The 15,828-nt window shown below is 64.8% G+C and carries 11 protein-coding genes and 1 pseudogene; 3 read left to right on the forward strand and 9 right to left on the reverse strand.

What is annotated here, in order from left to right; all coding sequences use genetic code 11:
- Window positions 1–55: 55 nt before the first annotated feature.
- Window positions 56–508 (forward strand): annotated as a pseudogene (locus tag ACM0PY_RS08305) (M24 family metallopeptidase); the annotation flags it as partial.
- Window positions 509–1,039: 531 nt separating this feature from the next.
- On the opposite strand, the gene pepQ reads toward ACM0PY_RS08305, so the two are convergent.
- The 7 genes from pepQ to rph form a co-directional block, all read right to left on the reverse strand.
- Window positions 1,040–2,371: a Xaa-Pro dipeptidase gene (pepQ, locus tag ACM0PY_RS08310; RefSeq protein WP_180884770.1), complete on the reverse strand. Its 1,332-nt coding sequence runs from the start codon at window positions 2,369–2,371 to the stop codon at window positions 1,040–1,042.
- Window positions 2,372–2,446: 75 nt separating this feature from the next.
- Complete coding sequence (locus ACM0PY_RS08315) at window positions 2,447–2,821, reverse strand: PilZ domain-containing protein (RefSeq protein ID WP_005418979.1); 375 nt, start codon at window positions 2,819–2,821, stop codon at window positions 2,447–2,449.
- Complete coding sequence (locus ACM0PY_RS08320; RefSeq protein WP_180884772.1) at window positions 2,818–5,097, reverse strand: DUF1631 family protein; 2,280 nt, start codon at window positions 5,095–5,097, stop codon at window positions 2,818–2,820. Before ACM0PY_RS08320 ends, ACM0PY_RS08315 begins: the two co-directional genes overlap by 4 nt.
- A 164-nt stretch (window positions 5,098–5,261) precedes the next feature.
- A complete protein-coding gene (gene hemW, locus ACM0PY_RS08325) occupies window positions 5,262–6,488 on the reverse strand; it encodes a radical SAM family heme chaperone HemW (protein ID WP_235646788.1) in 1,227 nt (408 codons plus the stop codon).
- Between the two features lie 56 nt (window positions 6,489–6,544).
- A complete protein-coding gene (gene rdgB, locus ACM0PY_RS08330; protein WP_010484033.1) occupies window positions 6,545–7,141 on the reverse strand; it encodes an RdgB/HAM1 family non-canonical purine NTP pyrophosphatase in 597 nt (198 codons plus the stop codon).
- Window positions 7,138–7,527 (reverse strand): VOC family protein, encoded by a 390-nt coding sequence (locus tag ACM0PY_RS08335; protein ID WP_061480722.1) that lies wholly within the window; start codon window positions 7,525–7,527, stop codon window positions 7,138–7,140. The genes rdgB and ACM0PY_RS08335 overlap by 4 nt, the downstream gene beginning before the upstream one ends.
- A complete protein-coding gene (rph, locus tag ACM0PY_RS08340; protein ID WP_049426699.1) occupies window positions 7,524–8,249 on the reverse strand; it encodes a ribonuclease PH in 726 nt (241 codons plus the stop codon). The genes ACM0PY_RS08335 and rph overlap by 4 nt, the downstream gene beginning before the upstream one ends.
- A 124-nt stretch (window positions 8,250–8,373) precedes the next feature.
- On the opposite strand from rph, the gene ACM0PY_RS08345 reads away from it, so the two are divergent.
- Together ACM0PY_RS08345 and ACM0PY_RS08350 are read left to right on the forward strand one after the other, a co-directional pair.
- The gene (locus ACM0PY_RS08345) at window positions 8,374–9,234 is read left to right on the forward strand and encodes a YicC/YloC family endoribonuclease (RefSeq protein ID WP_180884774.1); all 861 of its coding nucleotides are present in this window, start codon (window positions 8,374–8,376) and stop codon (window positions 9,232–9,234) included.
- Window positions 9,235–9,349: 115 nt separating this feature from the next.
- Complete coding sequence (locus ACM0PY_RS08350) at window positions 9,350–10,474, forward strand: tyrosine-type recombinase/integrase (RefSeq protein ID WP_414609373.1); 1,125 nt, start codon at window positions 9,350–9,352, stop codon at window positions 10,472–10,474.
- 54 nt (window positions 10,475–10,528) lie between these two features.
- Here the strand turns inward: ACM0PY_RS08350 and ACM0PY_RS08355 are convergent, their stop codons facing one another.
- Together ACM0PY_RS08355 and ACM0PY_RS08360 are read right to left on the reverse strand one after the other, a co-directional pair.
- A complete protein-coding gene (locus tag ACM0PY_RS08355) occupies window positions 10,529–11,416 on the reverse strand; it encodes a hypothetical protein (RefSeq protein ID WP_180884778.1) in 888 nt (295 codons plus the stop codon).
- An 816-nt stretch (window positions 11,417–12,232) separates the two neighbouring features.
- Complete coding sequence (locus ACM0PY_RS08360; RefSeq protein ID WP_235646786.1) at window positions 12,233–15,793, reverse strand: helix-turn-helix domain-containing protein; 3,561 nt, start codon at window positions 15,791–15,793, stop codon at window positions 12,233–12,235.
- Between the last annotated feature and the right edge of the window lie 35 nt (window positions 15,794–15,828).

Below are 15,828 nucleotides of genomic sequence, written 5' to 3' on the forward strand. Positions count from 1 at the left end.
CCATGCCAGGCTCCAGAAGGCGTGAATCACCGGCGAGGCGGTAATCGCCTACATCGTGCACGACCTGGTCGGTGAAGCGCAGGCGGCGGCGCTGGCCCAGGCCAAGCCGGGCGTGCCCTACGAGGCCGGCCATCTGGCCGCAGTGCAGACCTTGACCGAGGGCCTGCTGCGGCTGGGCCTGCTGAAGGGCACGCTGGAAAAGAATCTGTCCGAAGGCCTGTACCAGCGCTTCTACCGGCACAAGACCGGCCACTGGATCGGATTGGACGTGCACGATGTAGGCGATTACCGCCTCGCCGGTGATTCACGCCTTCTGGAGCCTGGCATGGCGTTCACCATCGAGCCGGGGCTGTACATCGGCGTGGACGACACGACGGTGGAACCGCGTTGGCGCGGTATCGGCATCCGCACTGAAGACGATGTGCTGATCACCGATGACGGTCATCGCGTGCTGACCGAAGGCCTGGCGCGCAGCGCCGATGAGATCGAAGCAGTGATGGCGGGGTAGGGTGTTTTTCTGCAGGGCTTGCGGCCCTGCACCCGCAGAGGCCACAGCAACAGCAACCGCAACCGCAACAGCGGCATTCCGTGGGATGGCGGGGTACTGTGGGTTTGCGAGGCCGACGCAAGTACGTCCTTGTAGGCTTGGTCGCCGCATCCATGCGGCTCACACCCCGCAAACCCACAGTGCCCCACCTTCGACAGGTTCGCGCGGCTGTTGGTGGGTGCCGACCGTTGGTCGGCACATCTGTCAGATATCGAATGAATCATCCACGCATGGCGTGGATCTACTGGTAGGTGTCGACCTTGGTCGACACAGAGCGAGCGCAGCAAGCGACCCGCTTTTGCTTTTCTTTTTCTTTTCCGTGGTTGGACGCGCGCAGGAAACTGTCAAAGGTGGGGCGGGTGGGCCATGCAGGGGCGTTGGCGCCATGGATGGCGCCATCGAGCTTACAGGGACGTACTTGCAGCGTCCCCTGCATGGCCCACCCGCCCCGCCAAGCGCGGCTTTTGCTCCAAGCGTCAAACCACGAGGGGCTCAGCCGTTCGCCGCCGCAAACGCCGGCCGCGTCAGGTTGTCCGCTTCGCCGTCGGTGCACAGCACTTCGTCTTCGATGCGGATGCCGCCATACGGACGGAAGAAGTCCACGCGGTCCCAGTTGATCGCATCACCGTGGCCAGCGTCCTTCACTTCATTCAACAGCATGTCGATGAAGTACAGGCCCGGTTCGATGGTCACCACCATGCCCGGCTCCAGCACGCGGGTCAGGCGCAGGTACGGGTGGCCCGCCGGGCGCTCGATGCGGCCGCCTTCGTCGCTGGCCGCGAAACCGGCCACGTCGTGCACCTGCAGGCCGATCAGGTGGCCGATACCATGCGGGAAGAACGCGGCGCTGACGCCGGTCTCCAGCGCGGTCTGCGGCGAGACCTTGATCACGCCGAAGTCCTTCAGTACGCCCATCAGCGAAAGATGTGCGTCCACGTGCAGCTGCTTGTAGTCGAAGCCCGGGCGCACCGCTGCGCACATCTGCTGCTGGGCAGCGTCGACGGCGGCGATCATCGCCGCAAATTCGTCGTGGCCCTGCGCGGCGTAGGTGCGGGTGATGTCGCTGGCGTAGCCGCGGGCACTGGCGCCGGCATCGATCAGGAAGCTGCGCAGCGGTTGCGGTGCCTTGCGGCCCAGCTCGGTGTAGTGCAGCACGGCGGCATGTTCGTTCAACGCCACGATATTGCCGTACGGCAGCTCGTTGGCGTCCTGGCCGACCGCCTGGCAGTACGCCATGTGGATGCTGAACTCGTCGGCGCCATTGCGGAATGCGGCCTCGGCCGCGCGGTGGCCGCGCACGCCCAGCACCTGGGCCTGGCGCATCAGTGCGATCTCATACGGTGTCTTGCTGCCGCGGTGCCATTCCAGGTAATTCACCACCGGCGCCGGGTTGTTCGGCACGTAGCTGCCCAGCGCGCTCTGCGGCTCGCCGAGGATCGCGCAGCGCGATGGATCGGCCGGCAGCAGGGCCAGCGCCTCTTCCGGCTTGCGGATGATGTGGATGTCGAAGTGCTCCACCCACCAGCCGCTGGGGGCATCCGGCACCACGTGCCAGTAGTCGAAGGGCTGGTGGAAGATCACCGCCGGGCGCTTGCCGGGGGTGAACACGATCCAGCTGTTGGGCACGCGGGTCAGCGGCAGCCAGGCCTTGAACTGCGGATTGACCGCGTACGGGTAGTCGCGATCGTCGAACATCTGGTAGTGCAGGGTGCCGCTCGGCACCACCAGGTGATCGAAGCCGCCGCGGGCCAGCGCCTGTTCGGCACGTCGGCACAGCACGGCCAGGTGGTCGGGATACAGGGCGCCGGGGTCTTGCTGGATCATTGCGGTGGCTCGACACGGAAAACGGCCCTAGATTCTGCCGCATACCGGGAAAAACCGCTGTGCTGGAACCGGCACTCAGGCCGTCGAAACCGGCCCCTCGTCGCTGTCTTCGCCCACCCACTGGCGCAGCAGCTGCCGATGCTCGCGCGACAGGGTGAGGAAGCGGAAGCCGGTCCAGCTCTGTCCGGGGGCGTGTGCAGGTTCGCTCCACAGCAGGTGCACGCCCACGTCGATGTCCTGGTGGCGGCCGTCGCCCAGCGGCAAGGGGAAGCGCAACTGGTACAGCGCATCCTCGCGCAACGGTGCGCTGGCCAGCATCAGCATGCCGGTTTCGGAGATATTGCCGAGCCGGCCCACCACGCTTTCGCGCATCTGGTCGGTGACCGGTACCAGGTCCGAGACCTGGCGGCGCGGTGCGCGGCGGGTGTCCTGCGGCGGTTGGGTGATCATGCGGAGGTCTCCTGCGTATGGCCGGCCGCCAGTGCACGCAATGCGCCAAGGCTGGCCTCCCAGGCACGGTCAACCAGCCGGGCCTTGTCCTCAGTGACCAGCTGCGCCTGGCCGGCGCTGATCTGCCGGGCCAGCGTATCCAGGTCGGTATCGGCGATCTTCTGCCCGCGTGGATTGACCAGCAGGGCGTGGCCGGTCAGCAGGCTGTACCAGGACAGGCGCTGGCGGCGCAGTGTGCCATCGCCAGTGTCGATGTCGAACCAGCTGCCGAAGGGCAGGGAGGACAGCTGCTGGTAAGCGGCTTCCTCGGCACTGCTGCGCGGTGCCGCGGGCGTCGTGCCGGCGGCCGTACCGGCGTGCTCGCCCAGGCGCGCGCGTGCCTTCAGGCGGGCACTGAGTTCGGTACGCGAGGTGCTCTCGTCCTCGCCGCCAGGCGTGGCCAGCCTGCGTGCGACGGCGGCGGCTTCCTCGGCGTGGTAGCCGACCTGCAGCAGGGCGGCCTCGACCTCGGCAGCAAGCGTTGCATCGGTGCCGCCGGGTGCATCAACGGGTTGCGCGGTGATGGCGGCGATGCGTTGGGTCTGCTGCAGGCGTTCCTGCCACTGCGGTGAATCGTCGCCGTGGCGCAGGCGGGTCAGGGTGAGGGCATCGGCCCAGGCCTGACGCAGCAGGGTCTGCACGAAGCGGGGCGGCTGCTGCGCGTCGCAGCACTGGTCGATCTGTGCACTGGCCTGTCGCCGCGCGAGTTCCAGCCGCTCCTTGCCGCGTGCAGCTTCGACATGGCGGCGTTCGGCCAACTCGGCGCGATGCGCTGCGGCACGCTGATGCTGCTGCACGTCCTCGTTCGCGCTGGCGAAGGCCTCCGGTGCCCGCGCATCCTGGCCCAGCAGGCCCTGCACGCTCTGTGCCATGCGCTGCAGCAACTGCGGGTCGACATCATCGTCGCCCAGCCAGTTGGCGCCGGCTTCGGCAATCTGGTTGAGCAGTTCGCGCGCGGGGTGCTCGTCGCGCACGAAGAAGCCGGGGTCGGCCATTGCCGCACGTGCCAGCGGTACCTGCAGGCGCGCCAGCAGGGCGGCCGGCACCGGGTCCGGACGCTGCTGCTGCTGCACCTGCTGCATCAGCATGCGCAGCAGGTCGAGGCTGTCGCGGTCGTGGCTGCCCAGCTGGGCCTGCATGCCATGCTCGCTGCGCAGTTGCGCCACCACGGCCGCCTGCAGGTCGGCAACGCCGGTGGCGGCGCTGGACTGCGCCTGCAGGCGTGCGAGCACCGCATCCACGGCCGCGCTCGGCACTGCATCGCGATCCGCAGGTGCTGCGCTGGCATGGCGTGCCTGCTGCAGCAGCGCATGCAGCGCGCTGCCCGTGGAGGTGGTCAGGCCCGGCATGGCCGCGCCGGCCGTGCTGTCATCCTGGAAAGCGTCCTGCACCAGGCTCGACCAGGAGCCGGCCGGTGCCGATCCGTTCCAGCCGGTCAGTGGCGCGGCGGCACGCTTTGCCGGCTGCGTGGTGCGACCACCGCCCACCGACTGGGTGATGATCCGCCGGGTGCTCGATGAACGCGCCAGGTAGGGGGTGTAGACCAGGCCGGGCAGCACGCCGTGCTGGGCCAGCAGGGCATTGGCACGGTCGAGGATGTCGCCCAGGCGTTCCAGCACCTGGCGTTCGAAGCTGCGGTACAGCGCCAGCTGAACGTCGACAGCGAGCGAATCCTGTTCGGCAATCCGGCGCAGCATGGCGCACAGTGCCTGCGGTGCCAGCGGCAGGGTGTCGGCCTCGAAGGCCGGTGCTGCCGCCAGTACGCCCAGGCGTTGGCCCAGCAGGTTCAGCGTGTTGGTCGAACGCAGCGTCTCCCGCCGCACCATCTCGGTCAGCAGCAGGTCGCGGTCCACTTCATGCTCATCGACCAGCGACAGCCCGAGCATGCCGGGCAGCGGCGGCGGCGTGGAACCGGGGCTGGAGTGGGCCGTGGGTTCGCGCAGCCGTATCAGCGCATCGGCCACGGCATCAAGCATGCGGTCAGCGAAATGACCGGAAAAGGCATGCAACTGGCCGCGCTGGGCCATCAGCTCCGCCTGCAGCTGCGGATTGCGCGCGCGATCCGCGTCGTGCAGCAGCGTCTGCTCCAACGCTTCGACGGTCAGGATCAGCGGCGCGGCCAGCGTTTGCCGGCACAGGCCGATCAACGCGCCCAGCAGCTCACGGACCCGCGGTGGCAGGTCGCTGGCGGCCAGGCGGGCTTTGTCGGCAGAGGTAATGGAAAAGACAGCTGACATCGGCGAGCGGTATCCGGATTCCCGCGGATCGATCTTGTGAATCTACCGTGTCGGCCGCAGTCGGCGCTACTTTAGGGTGAACGTGTCTCACGTCCGCTGGGGAGGGACGACGGATGAACGGTGGTGCCGGCCAGCGGCCGGCGCTACCCGCTACGGCGGAAGGTCTATTCCTCCAGGAACAGGCTCACCACATCGTTGGTGAATCGACGGCCCAGCTCGGTCGGTTGCACATGGCCGTCCGCCACATCCAGCCAGCCGCGCTGGACGGCCTCCGCCAGCGGTGCGTCCAGCACGCTGCGCGGCAGCCCGGTGCGCGACTCGAAATCGCGCAGGCCGAAACCTTCGTGCAGGCGCAGCAGGTTGAGCATGTACTCAAACGGCAGCCGCTCCGGCGCGATCACGTCGTCACCACCGAACGAGGCCGGGGTGCCCGCGCTGTCCAGGTAGGCCTGCGGATGCTTCAGCTTCCAGCGGCGCAGCACGTGTTCTTCGGCACCCGAGCTGATCTTGCCGTGCGCGCCGGCACCGATGCCCAGGTAATCGCCGAAACGCCAGTAGTTCAGGTTGTGCGCACTCTGCCGACCGGGGCGTGCGTAGGCGCTGACTTCGTACTGGCTGAAACCGGCCTGCGCCAGCAGCGCCTGGCAGTGCTCCTGCATGTCCCAGGCGTTGTCTTCATCGGGAATGCCTTGCGGCGGCCGCGCGAAGAACACCGTGTTCGGTTCCAGGGTCAGCTGGTAGTGCGAGATATGGGCCGGTTGCAGTGCAAATGCGCGTTCCAGATCGGCCTCGGCACCGGCCAGGGTCTGCTCCGGCAGCGCGTACATCAGGTCGATGTTGAAGTTGTCGTAGCCCGCGTCCTGCGCCATCTTCACCGCGCGCTCGGCTTCGCCACTGTCGTGGATGCGGCCCAGACGCTTGAGCATGGCATCGTCGAAACTCTGGATGCCGAAACTGAGGCGATTCACCCCGGCCGCGCGGTAGCGGTCGAAGCGGCCATGCTCGGCGGTGCCCGGGTTGGTTTCCAGGGTGATTTCGGCATTGGGCGCGAAGCGCAGGCGCGCGCTGGCCTGCTGCAGGAAACGGTCGATCGCTTCCGGCGGGAACAGGCTGGGCGTACCACCACCGAAGAACACGCTGTGCACCACCCGGCCCCAGACCAGCGGCAGGTCCTGGTCCAGGTCACGCAGCAGCGCGTCGATGTAGGCATCGAACGGCAGCTCGCCCTTGGCCTGGTGCGAATTGAAATCACAGTAGGGGCATTTGCGCACGCACCACGGCAGGTGCACGTACAGCGACAGCGGTGGTGGCACCAGTCGCGGCGGGCTGTCGTGGTCAGCGGAGCAGGCTTCGCCCGCCAGGTGGTTGCAGTGGTCGTGGTCGTGCGGCATGGGCTTCTTCGGTAGTGCCGGCCGCTGGCCGGCTTCCCTGGCTCGATCGGGTGGCGTCAGTACAGCGTCGCCAGCTGTTGCTTGAGCTGCTGCAGGGCAATGGCGCGGTGGCTGATGGCGTTCTTCAGCGCCGGCTCCATTTCCGCGGCGGTCAGGCCGTGGGTGGTGTCCAGGAACACCGGGTTGTAGCCGAAACCATTCGTGCCGCGCAGTTCGCGGATGATCTGGCCTTCCCAGCGGCCTTCGCAGATCAGCGGCTGCGGGTCGGTGGCGTGGCGCAGCAGCACGATCACCGCATAGAACCGGGCGCTGCGCTGGCCGTCGGGAACATCGGCCATCGCGTCCAGCAGCTTGGCGTTGTTGGCCGCCGCGTTGGTCGGGTGACCGGCATAGCGCGCGCTGTACAGGCCCGGCGCACCGCCGAGGGCGTCGACGATCAGGCCCGAATCATCGGCCAGCGCCGGCAGGCCGGTCGCTTCGCAGGCCGCGCGCGCCTTCAGCAGCGCGTTCTCGACGAAGGTCAGGCCGGTCTCTTCCACGTCACCCAGGCCCAGTTCGGCGGCCGAGGTGATCTGCAGCGGCAGGTCGGCGAGGATCTCCTGCATCTCCACCAGCTTGCCGGCGTTGTGGCTGGCCAGTACCAGTTTCTTCATTGACGGGGCTCCAGCAGGTCCCAGGTGTTGCCATACAGATCGCGGAACACCGCGACCGTTGCATAGGGTTCTTCGCGCGGCGCTTCCAGGAACTCGACGCCCGCGGCAAGCATCGCCGCGTGGTCGCGGTGGAAGTCGTCGGTGTTGAGGAAGAAGGCGACGCGGCCACCGGTCTGGTTGCCGATGCGGCTGCGCTGCGCCTCGTCGCTGGCACGGGCCAGCAGCAGGGCGGCGGCGCTGCCATCGGTCGGGCCGACCACCACCCAGCGCTTGTGGCCCTGGTCGATGTCTTCCAGCAGCGTGAAGCCGAGCTTGCCGGTGTACCAGGCAATGGCTTCGTCATAGTCGGCCACCACCAGGGTGGTCAGGGCAAGGCGCCGGTTCATGCCGACAGCGCCGCCTGCTGCGCGGCCAGCAGCTCGGCCACGCCCTTTTCGGCCAGGCCCAGCAGCGCGTCCAGTTCATCGCGACGGAAGGCGTGGCCTTCGGCGGTGCCCTGCAGTTCGATGAAGCCGCCACCGTCGTTCATCACCACGTTCATGTCGGTGTCGCAGTCGCTGTCTTCGGCGTAGTCCAGGTCCAGCACCGGGGTGCCGCGGTACACGCCCACCGACACCGCCGCCACTGCGCCCAGGATCGGGTTGCGCTTGATGTCGCCACGCTTCATCAGCACGTTCACCGCATCGACCAGGGCCACGTAGGCGCCGGTGATGGCGGCGGTGCGGGTGCCACCGTCGGCCTGCAGCACGTCGCAGTCCAGGGTGATGGTGCGCTCGCCCAGCGCGTTGCGGTCCACGCACGCGCGCAGGCTGCGGCCGATCAGGCGCTGGATCTCCAGCGTGCGGCCGCCCTGCTTGCCACGGGCCGCTTCGCGGTCGCTGCGGGTGTGGGTGGCGCGCGGCAGCATGCCGTACTCGGCCGTCACCCAGCCTTCGCCCTTGCCGCGCAGGAAGCCCGGCACGCGGTTCTCGACGCTGGCGGTGCACAGCACACGGGTTTCACCGAAGCACACCAGCACCGACCCTTCGGCGTGGCGGGTGAAGCCGCGTTGGATGACGACCGGGCGGAGCTGGTCGGGCTGGCGGCCGCTGGGGCGGGAATCGGACATGGTGCGGGTTCCGTAATGGCGAGGGAGTACGCCGCCACGCCCGCGGCCTTCACGGGGCGGGCAAGGGGGCTCTGGTGAGGGCGCTAGGGTACCATTCCCCCTTTGCACGCACCGGACACATTCCATGATTCGAAGCATGACCGCCTATGCCGGCGGCAAGCGGGTCACCCCGTGGGGCACGCTGGGCTGCGAGCTGCGCTCGGTCAACCACCGCTTCCTGGAGGTCGGCACCCGCCTGCCCGAGGAACTGCGGGCGCTGGAGCCGCAGCTGCGCGAGCGCATCGCCGCGCGCCTGAGCCGTGGCAAGCTGGATCTGGTGATGCGCCTGCGTGCACCGGAGGCAGCGGCCAACCTGCAGGTGGACGAGGCCCTGCTGGGCCAGCTGGGCCGCCTGGCGCACCGGCTGACCTCGGATTTCCCCAATCTGCAGGTCAGCTTCACCGAGCTGCTGCAGCTGCCCGGCGTGACCCGCGGCGAGGCCACCGATGCCGCCGCCCTGCAGGCCGAGGCACTGGCCCTGCTGGACCAGGTGCTGGACGGCTTCGTCGAGGCCCGTGAGCGCGAAGGCGGCAAGTTGTCGGCCGCCATCAGCGAGCGCGTGGACGGCATCGAACGCATCGCCACCGAAGTGCGCACCTTGATTCCGGCCATTCGCGACGGCCAGCGCGCCAAGCTGGCTGCACGCCTGGCCGACCTGCCGCACCCGGTCGATCCCGGCCGCGCCGAGCAGGAACTGGTGCTCTGGCTGCAGAAGCTGGACGTGGATGAGGAGCTGGATCGCCTTGGCAGCCACATTGTCGAGATCCGCCGCGTGCTCAAGCAGCGCGAGCCGGTCGGCCGCCGCCTGGACTTCCTGCTGCAGGAGTTCAACCGCGAAGCCAATACGCTGGGCTCGAAGTCGGTGGACAGCCGTACGTCCAATGCCGCGGTGGAGCTGAAGGTGCTGATCGACCAGATCCGCGAACAGGTGCAGAACATCGAGTGATGTTGCACGCAGCGCCGTACCGTCACTTTCGGCGTGAAAAATCCGGCAGTTTGGCAAGATGTTGCGGTCGCCGCATCCCAAGTGATCCCACGATAGCGCAGGTTGTCTGTGGGGATTGAGTGGGGGTTTTTGCCCATTCGGGCATGTCCCGATTTCATCCCCCACAGATCCCCGCAAACTCCGTGGAGATCGCAATGGAATCCCAAAACGCCCGGAACTGATCACCGATAAAGCCCTGCGCGCTTGGCTGCGTGCCGGCCCTGTCGATCGCGGCATCGGCGATGGCCTGACCTTCGTGGCCAGCGCCCATGGCGCCGCCGCATGCAAGGCCTCCTGGGTGCTGCGCTTCCGCTTTGGCGGCGCGGCCAAGGAAAAGGTCCTGGGCCGCTATCCGGATCTGTCCTTGGCCCAGGCCCGCGAGAAGGCGCGCAGCGATCGGGCCCTGATCCAGCAGGATATCGATGTGGCCGCCGGCAAGCGGCTGGCCCAACTGGACGCGCGGCGTACGCACAGTGTCAAGACCGCACCTCGGCCTACGTCGGCCGCACCGAACACGCCGCTGGTTGTGCAGGCCATCGATCCGCAGCGGGCCACCGTCTGCCGGCTGGTGCAGGCCTGGCTGGACCGCTACATCCCCCCCCCCCCCCGCTACAAGCACCCGGACCGCATCCAAGCGGTACTGGAGCGGCACCTCTACCCCACGCTGGGCACCACCCGCGCCCGCGACGTCGTGCCGCTGGACGTGGATCGCCTGCTGGTGGCCACCGTGGCGCGCGGGGCACCCACCGTGGCCAATGACCTGTTGCGCTATCTGGTGCGCCTGTTCAAATACCCGATGGTGCTGGGCTGGGCCACCGGGAATCCGGCCGCCAGCTTTGGCTTGCGCGATGCCGGCGGCCGGGAGCGAGCCCGCACCCGCTGGTTGCCCCTGCATGAGCTGATCGGCCTGGCTCGCGCGATGCGCACCTGCGAGCGTTTCGGGCGGGAGAACGAGCTGGGCATGTGGCTGCTGCTGGCGCTTTGCGTGCGCAAGATGGAGCTGCTCTCGGCCCGGTGGAGCGAGTTTGATTTCGCCCGCGGGGTCTGGTTCCTGCGCGGCGGACGCACCAAGACCGGTGCCCAGATCGAAGTGCCGCTCACCGGGCCACCGCAGGCAATGCCCGGGAGCCGACTCGCCCCTCGCGACGCACCCGCGGGCTTGTCCTACCGCCGTCAGGCGCCCATGGAGTCAAGACGCTGATTCGTCGGGACGCGCCGCCGAAGCAATCTCGTCAGCTCGTCACCTCGTCTGGCGCTAGCGGCTGTACCCTTTGCTTCGACCCGTGCGGACGAAGGACGCGTGCAGGCTGACGATCTTCTCGGCACGCGCGTGCAATCCCTCAACCGTACGCCAGAACCGCTCCGGATTTTCAATCTCCCATTCTGCAGGGACGCTGTTCCATCCCGGGGTGCGTGTTGGGAAGGTTTGGAAGGCCAGTAGATTGAGGTAGCCGTCCACTTCGTTCCAAAGATCCTTTCTCAATGTGTCAAGCTCGGGCGAAATGAACTCCCATTCGGGAAATCTGCCTTTGTGCTGGAAATCCCACAGTGGGATCAGCCTTGCGAGTTCGAAAGACGACCCGGCCATGTTTGTCTGATCCAGAAATCCAATGACTCCATCTGAGTGGAGTAGTGTTGTGATTTCTTTCCATAACGCTTTGTCGTGCCTATCCGCTGGATCAGCGTCAGCCCTGAATTGTGGGTAATACGAGAAGAACACGGACTCATCTTTGGCCAAGTCCTGGCAGAGATCGTCCCAGAAGAGAACGTCCACCTTGAACTTCCCTTCGCGTCCTCGAGACTGAGACATTTCCCTTACCGATCGCTGCAGCGTCGCATCTCTGGGGGCTGTAGTCGCGATGTAGAGTCGATCCAGCGTTGGAGCGAAACTCTCTGCCTTATCAATCTCCGACTCCACAACGGCCAGCGTGATTCCCGCGACTGTGTTCTTACACTGCACGCCGATATATCGATCGTGGTCATCGTGCCCCCAGATGTCTACGCCGTCTTGCGACTGCCCTTGTCGCCCGTTTCGGAAGAAGTCCGTCGAGTTCCAGCGTAGCTTGGCTGCAGAAAGTGAGATGTCCTCAAACTCTTCCCAGGATTTCGGTGGGGGCACAATGGATGAGGGAATGGTGGGCATACGGCGAAGTGGTTTGACCAGCTTCCATTTTATCAGTACCTAGTCCCTCAATGGTTTTGTCTGCCGCTCTGCAGCACAGCGTCCTTCGCTGTGCCTGGCCAGAGGGGTAAGTGGGGGCGTGCGCAAGCTCCTTCCGGGGGACGTCGGATCGATATCTCTTCCCTTGTCGACTGTCCGCGCGGCGGGTCGTTCCGATCTATGGCATTTCAATGATTGAAATCTGGATCGAAGAACTTCTGGGGTCCTAGTCGCCACAGGGCGTTGACACCTTGCATCGGCGTCGAGGAGACGGCGCGCCTCTTAGCCGACAGATTGGACGTACTTGGTCAGGATGGTAAGGGATTGCTGGAGTGCCGTTTTGCAATCCATACGCGCTGGCGCGCACACAGGCCATTTGGGTCGGAGAGGGGACGGGCGTGGGCGGGGACGCGGAAGAGGGCGGCGCCGAGACCGGTGGGCACAGTGGACAACAGGTATCGTGGATCTCGTACTGGGCGTGCTCGATCCGCCAACGCCCCGCGTCCAAGGCAGGCGGAGGCGAGTAGGCGCGATGCCTAAGAGAAGCCGGTCCACTACGCCTTGTCCCCAAGGCGGGGAAGAGCAGTGCCCAGAACACGATCTGCTACTTGGGGAACGAAGGGAGTATTTTGGTTGGTAGTGCTCCGTTCCATGGAATTCGGTCCCGTAGAGACAGTCGATGAAATCCTCATAGCCCTTGTCTGGCTCGAGCATCAGAAACAGCTGCGGATGTAGTCGGCGAAGCTGCAGGCATGATGACGTTTGGCAAAAAACTCAGGCAGATCTTTCGAAGAGGAGTCAGTCAATGTCGATGCCAGACCCGGATGGAGGCTCGGCATTTAAGCAGTCAACGACGGTTAGCTGGGCTATGAGTTCCTTCAGGGGCGCCATTGCGGAAGTTTCCGTTCCTCGAAGAGCCTCTAATGAGCCAGCGACCAGAGGGAATTCGCCGCTCAGAGATCCTTCAATCAACGCCGCTCCTTCGGCCCTATGGTCGGCGGAGATGTCAAACGAGTGCCAATGGGATATGGATTCGTCCAAGCTTCCCAGAATGGCTTGGTATGTGTTCTGCTCAGAGCTTGTTCTGTGTTGCTTATGCTCCCAGTACGCCTTGATTCCTTGGACATCTCCTAAGTAGCTAATGATCCGCATGAAGACATTCACCCGAGGTAGAGGAGCTATTTCCACTCCTGCCTGATGGCACCAGGTGCGTGCCTCCTCGCTGGTCGCGGGGAGCAGCGTGCTGTAGCCGGCAGAAGCAAGATTGGTCAGTCCTCGCCTACGCATGACCGGCAACAGGCATACCTTTCGCCCGTTCTCGGCGAGCGCGTGAAGAGCCGCAGTGATGCTTTCCAACGTGATGTCAGTTCCGGAACCATCGAGCTCTGCGGTGATCAGAATGTCTGCCGGAGGCCAAAGGGATGGGTTGGCTCTGTCAGGTAGTAGGTGTACTCCAAGGCGTCCTTCTCCATGGGGAAGTTGTGACCTGACCTCGCTCTCGAGAGCTCTCAGTTCCGCTTCGCGGTGCCGGGCTGAGGCTTTGATAGCGGTTTCAAGGCCTTTACCTCTGGGCATCGCTACTCTGCGATGGGTGATGAATGGCGAGCGGTTCCTTGCGTGAGCTTCTCCCGCCAGCGTCTGCATACCTTCAATGAGTGAACGCAGTTCACTCAGATCCGTGGGACGCAATGGCGATAGGATTTCCCAAGGCTCGTCAGCTTCTGCCGATGAGATGCTCTTCGTTAGGTCACTCAACCAGCCCAGGTAGGCGGCAGCATCCATTGGCAGTTTGTAGAACCGGACGATCAAATCTGAGGAGCAGCTCGCGATGACTCCCTGAAGCCTTGAGTGGGTCCTAGGGGTGGCAGAAAATTTCTGTTGGGGCACAACCAGCGTAGAGCTCTGCACGTGGATTTGGCCAAGCGCTTTTCCCGCAGACGGATTTTTCTTTCCTCTGAAATTCTCATCCAGAAGCTTCTTGATATTCAGGTTCAGGCTTCGAATAAATTCAAGGCACTTGGCTAGATAGGACGTATAGCTGTCGACCGCAAGCTGCGCCTTCAAGATGGCAATCCAGGCACGGTTTCGGGCCACCTCCGGTTCAGCGAAGAAACTGGTCCTGGGTATGCGCTTTCGCACTAGAAGTTGATCCGTGCCCGGCAGCATCACCCCATGCCCGTCTGGGGCCAACGCTGTACTCGCCACTACGTCGGCGATCGGTGTCAGAGCCACCAGAACGTCGCACGCCCGCACCACTGCTTCGTGAACGTTTTGCTGGTCGGATGAAGCTACAATCCAGAGGTTTGACTGGACCATCCAGCCTTCTTCGCAGGTCTGCAGAGTGGGGATTTCGGCCCAGGACACGTGCTCGTTGAAGCGCTGATGGAGCAAGGATTGGTCGACATCGTCGACCCATTCGACCGCCAGAGATCGGTCGATCCGTGCCGCAACGTCAAGCAGGGATACCACATCCTCAAAGTTTGCCGAAAGGAGTGGCGGGCACAGCTGCTTGAACTCGAGCAGGTGGTCTGCTGGCACGGCTTGCCCCAAGAGTGCGGCGAGGCACTCTGTGAGCTCGGGTAGTTGAACGACCGACTCAAGTACGCGCCGCAGTTGAACCGCCGGCAGACGTGCTAGAAGGCGTGCAGCCAGGCCGGAAGTCACCACTTCCGCCCGGATCTCACCGAAGCGTCGACACGCCGGGACCACCGGCCCGATATCGGGAGGATCGACATTCGCTATCGCGAGTCCGGCGGGCGTGTCCAGCAATGATCTCGGCACTGCCTTGGCCTCAGGCGTGTCCAGCCACGCGCGGGCAATTCGATGCGCGTTGGCACGGTCCAGGCCAGTCAGAATGGCACTGAAAAGCGCTGGGCTCGGGGCATCTTCCAGTCGAAGCGCCAGTGCTTCGAGGACCGCATCGTCGCACTCTGCGTGTCGGGAGAGGGTACGCTCCAAGAAGCGCTTGAGGTCGTTGGCGGGAACGAGCCAGACCGCCATGGCCGCTGTCTCGGGAAGGAGTGGTGGCGGATACTCATGGCACAGCCGCAGAAGCTCTTGTGAACGAACTTCGTGAAGCCCGACGATAAGCCCATCTCCGGTGTTCTGGACCAGATGCTCGTCCTTGAGACGGGTAAGGGCGTGGGACATGGTAGAGGGAGCAACGCCCAGCCGCTTGGGGATGTCTGAGATGTTCGCCCCACATCCAGCAGCGTTCGCGCAACTGACGACCCTGAGCAGGTCTAGCTCGCTGTGCCGCAGGGGATCATTCATCCGCTGAGCGACTTGCGCGTGAAGTGTCTCGCTTAAGCGTTGCCCTTGGGTGAGCACGTGGGTGTATTCCAGCAGGTGTCCCGCGGCAAGTTCCCATGGCTCTTTCCATCCCTGCCAGCTCGTTTGTCTTCGTTCGCGAAGTTCCAGCCAGACGCGCTCGGCGAGCGCTTCATCTCCCACGACTTTGATCTGCGAGGCCCGGCGAACGTCCGCCAGCGGATAGCGGTCTTCCTCACGCACCGACGCCAAAAGCAGAATTCCAGGGGTCCGGTCAACTTCTAAGGCCAGTGTGGTCCAGCCTTCCGTGAACCCTCGACCGACGTCGTCGATGATGAAGCCTACCGGCGATTCAGGGGAGGCACGGCGGGCGCGGGCCAACTGGATCAGCGATGGCACGGCGGGCGGCGACAGGCTGCGGATCCGGAACCAGCGAACCGAGTGGCGACTAGCGTGCGCCGCCTCCCACAGAAGTGCAGACTTTCCTGATCCCGAAGCCCCGTAGATTAGAGCGTTTCTTCTGGACTCCAGACCAGAGAGAACGGCGGCACGAAGCTTAGGGCGCTCTACAACTAGGCCCGCCGCCACATGCGATGCCTGCACGTCCACGCCCAAGTAAAATAGGGGGTCTGCGTCCTGCCACAGGAAATCGACTGTATCGCAGTAGCCGAGCGTTAGTGCCTCCTCGAGGACGACTGACGTCAATAGCGGTTGCAGTACCTCCAGGCGATGTTGGACGTCAGAGACGGCAATGCCGATGAAAGTGCCAGCTGAGCGTAGGCCATTCTCATCGGACACTCGGCCAACCAGGCCGAGAAGATCCGAGAAGTAGATCTCTGCCTCAAGCAGTGTGCAGCCCTGTGTGGCTGCGATGAGGTCTATCGCGCCAGAGCGCGGATTGGGCAGGACGAGTACTTGGGTTCTTGCGATCAATCCATCCGCTGCGTTGCTCTTTCCCAGTTCCGAGACGATGTGCGGATACGAAGATAAACCGAGAAGCTCTTCTTTCGCGCTGCGGTGCTCACCGACGTCGCTTTCTAGTACCAGCAGGAACCGATCGCTATCCGCCACGTCCTCGGCATCCCACATCTTTCGGATGAAGGAGGTGGCTGCCCGAGGCGAAA

This window comes from Stenotrophomonas sp. BR163 (genome assembly GCF_047520985.2).
Taxonomy (GTDB): Bacteria; Pseudomonadota; Gammaproteobacteria; order Xanthomonadales; family Xanthomonadaceae; genus Stenotrophomonas; species Stenotrophomonas sepilia.

Coding starts and splice junctions, on each gene's coding strand:
- pepQ (WP_180884770.1), bottom strand. CDS start 2,371: ATGATCCAGCAAGACCCCGGCGCCCTGTATCCCGACCACCTGGCCGTG.
- ACM0PY_RS08315 (WP_005418979.1), bottom strand. CDS start 2,821: ATGATCACCCAACCGCCGCAGGACACCCGCCGCGCACCGCGCCGCCAG.
- ACM0PY_RS08320 (WP_180884772.1), bottom strand. CDS start 5,097: ATGTCAGCTGTCTTTTCCATTACCTCTGCCGACAAAGCCCGCCTGGCC.
- hemW (WP_235646788.1), bottom strand. CDS start 6,488: ATGCCGCACGACCACGACCACTGCAACCACCTGGCGGGCGAAGCCTGC.
- rdgB (WP_010484033.1), bottom strand. CDS start 7,141: ATGAAGAAACTGGTACTGGCCAGCCACAACGCCGGCAAGCTGGTGGAG.
- ACM0PY_RS08335 (WP_061480722.1), bottom strand. CDS start 7,527: ATGAACCGGCGCCTTGCCCTGACCACCCTGGTGGTGGCCGACTATGAC.
- rph (WP_049426699.1), bottom strand. CDS start 8,249: ATGTCCGATTCCCGCCCCAGCGGCCGCCAGCCCGACCAGCTCCGCCCG.
- ACM0PY_RS08345 (WP_180884774.1), top strand. CDS start 8,374: ATGATTCGAAGCATGACCGCCTATGCCGGCGGCAAGCGGGTCACCCCG.
- ACM0PY_RS08355 (WP_180884778.1), bottom strand. CDS start 11,416: ATGCCCACCATTCCCTCATCCATTGTGCCCCCACCGAAATCCTGGGAA.
- ACM0PY_RS08360 (WP_235646786.1), bottom strand. CDS start 15,793: ATGTGGGATGCCGAGGACGTGGCGGATAGCGATCGGTTCCTGCTGGTA.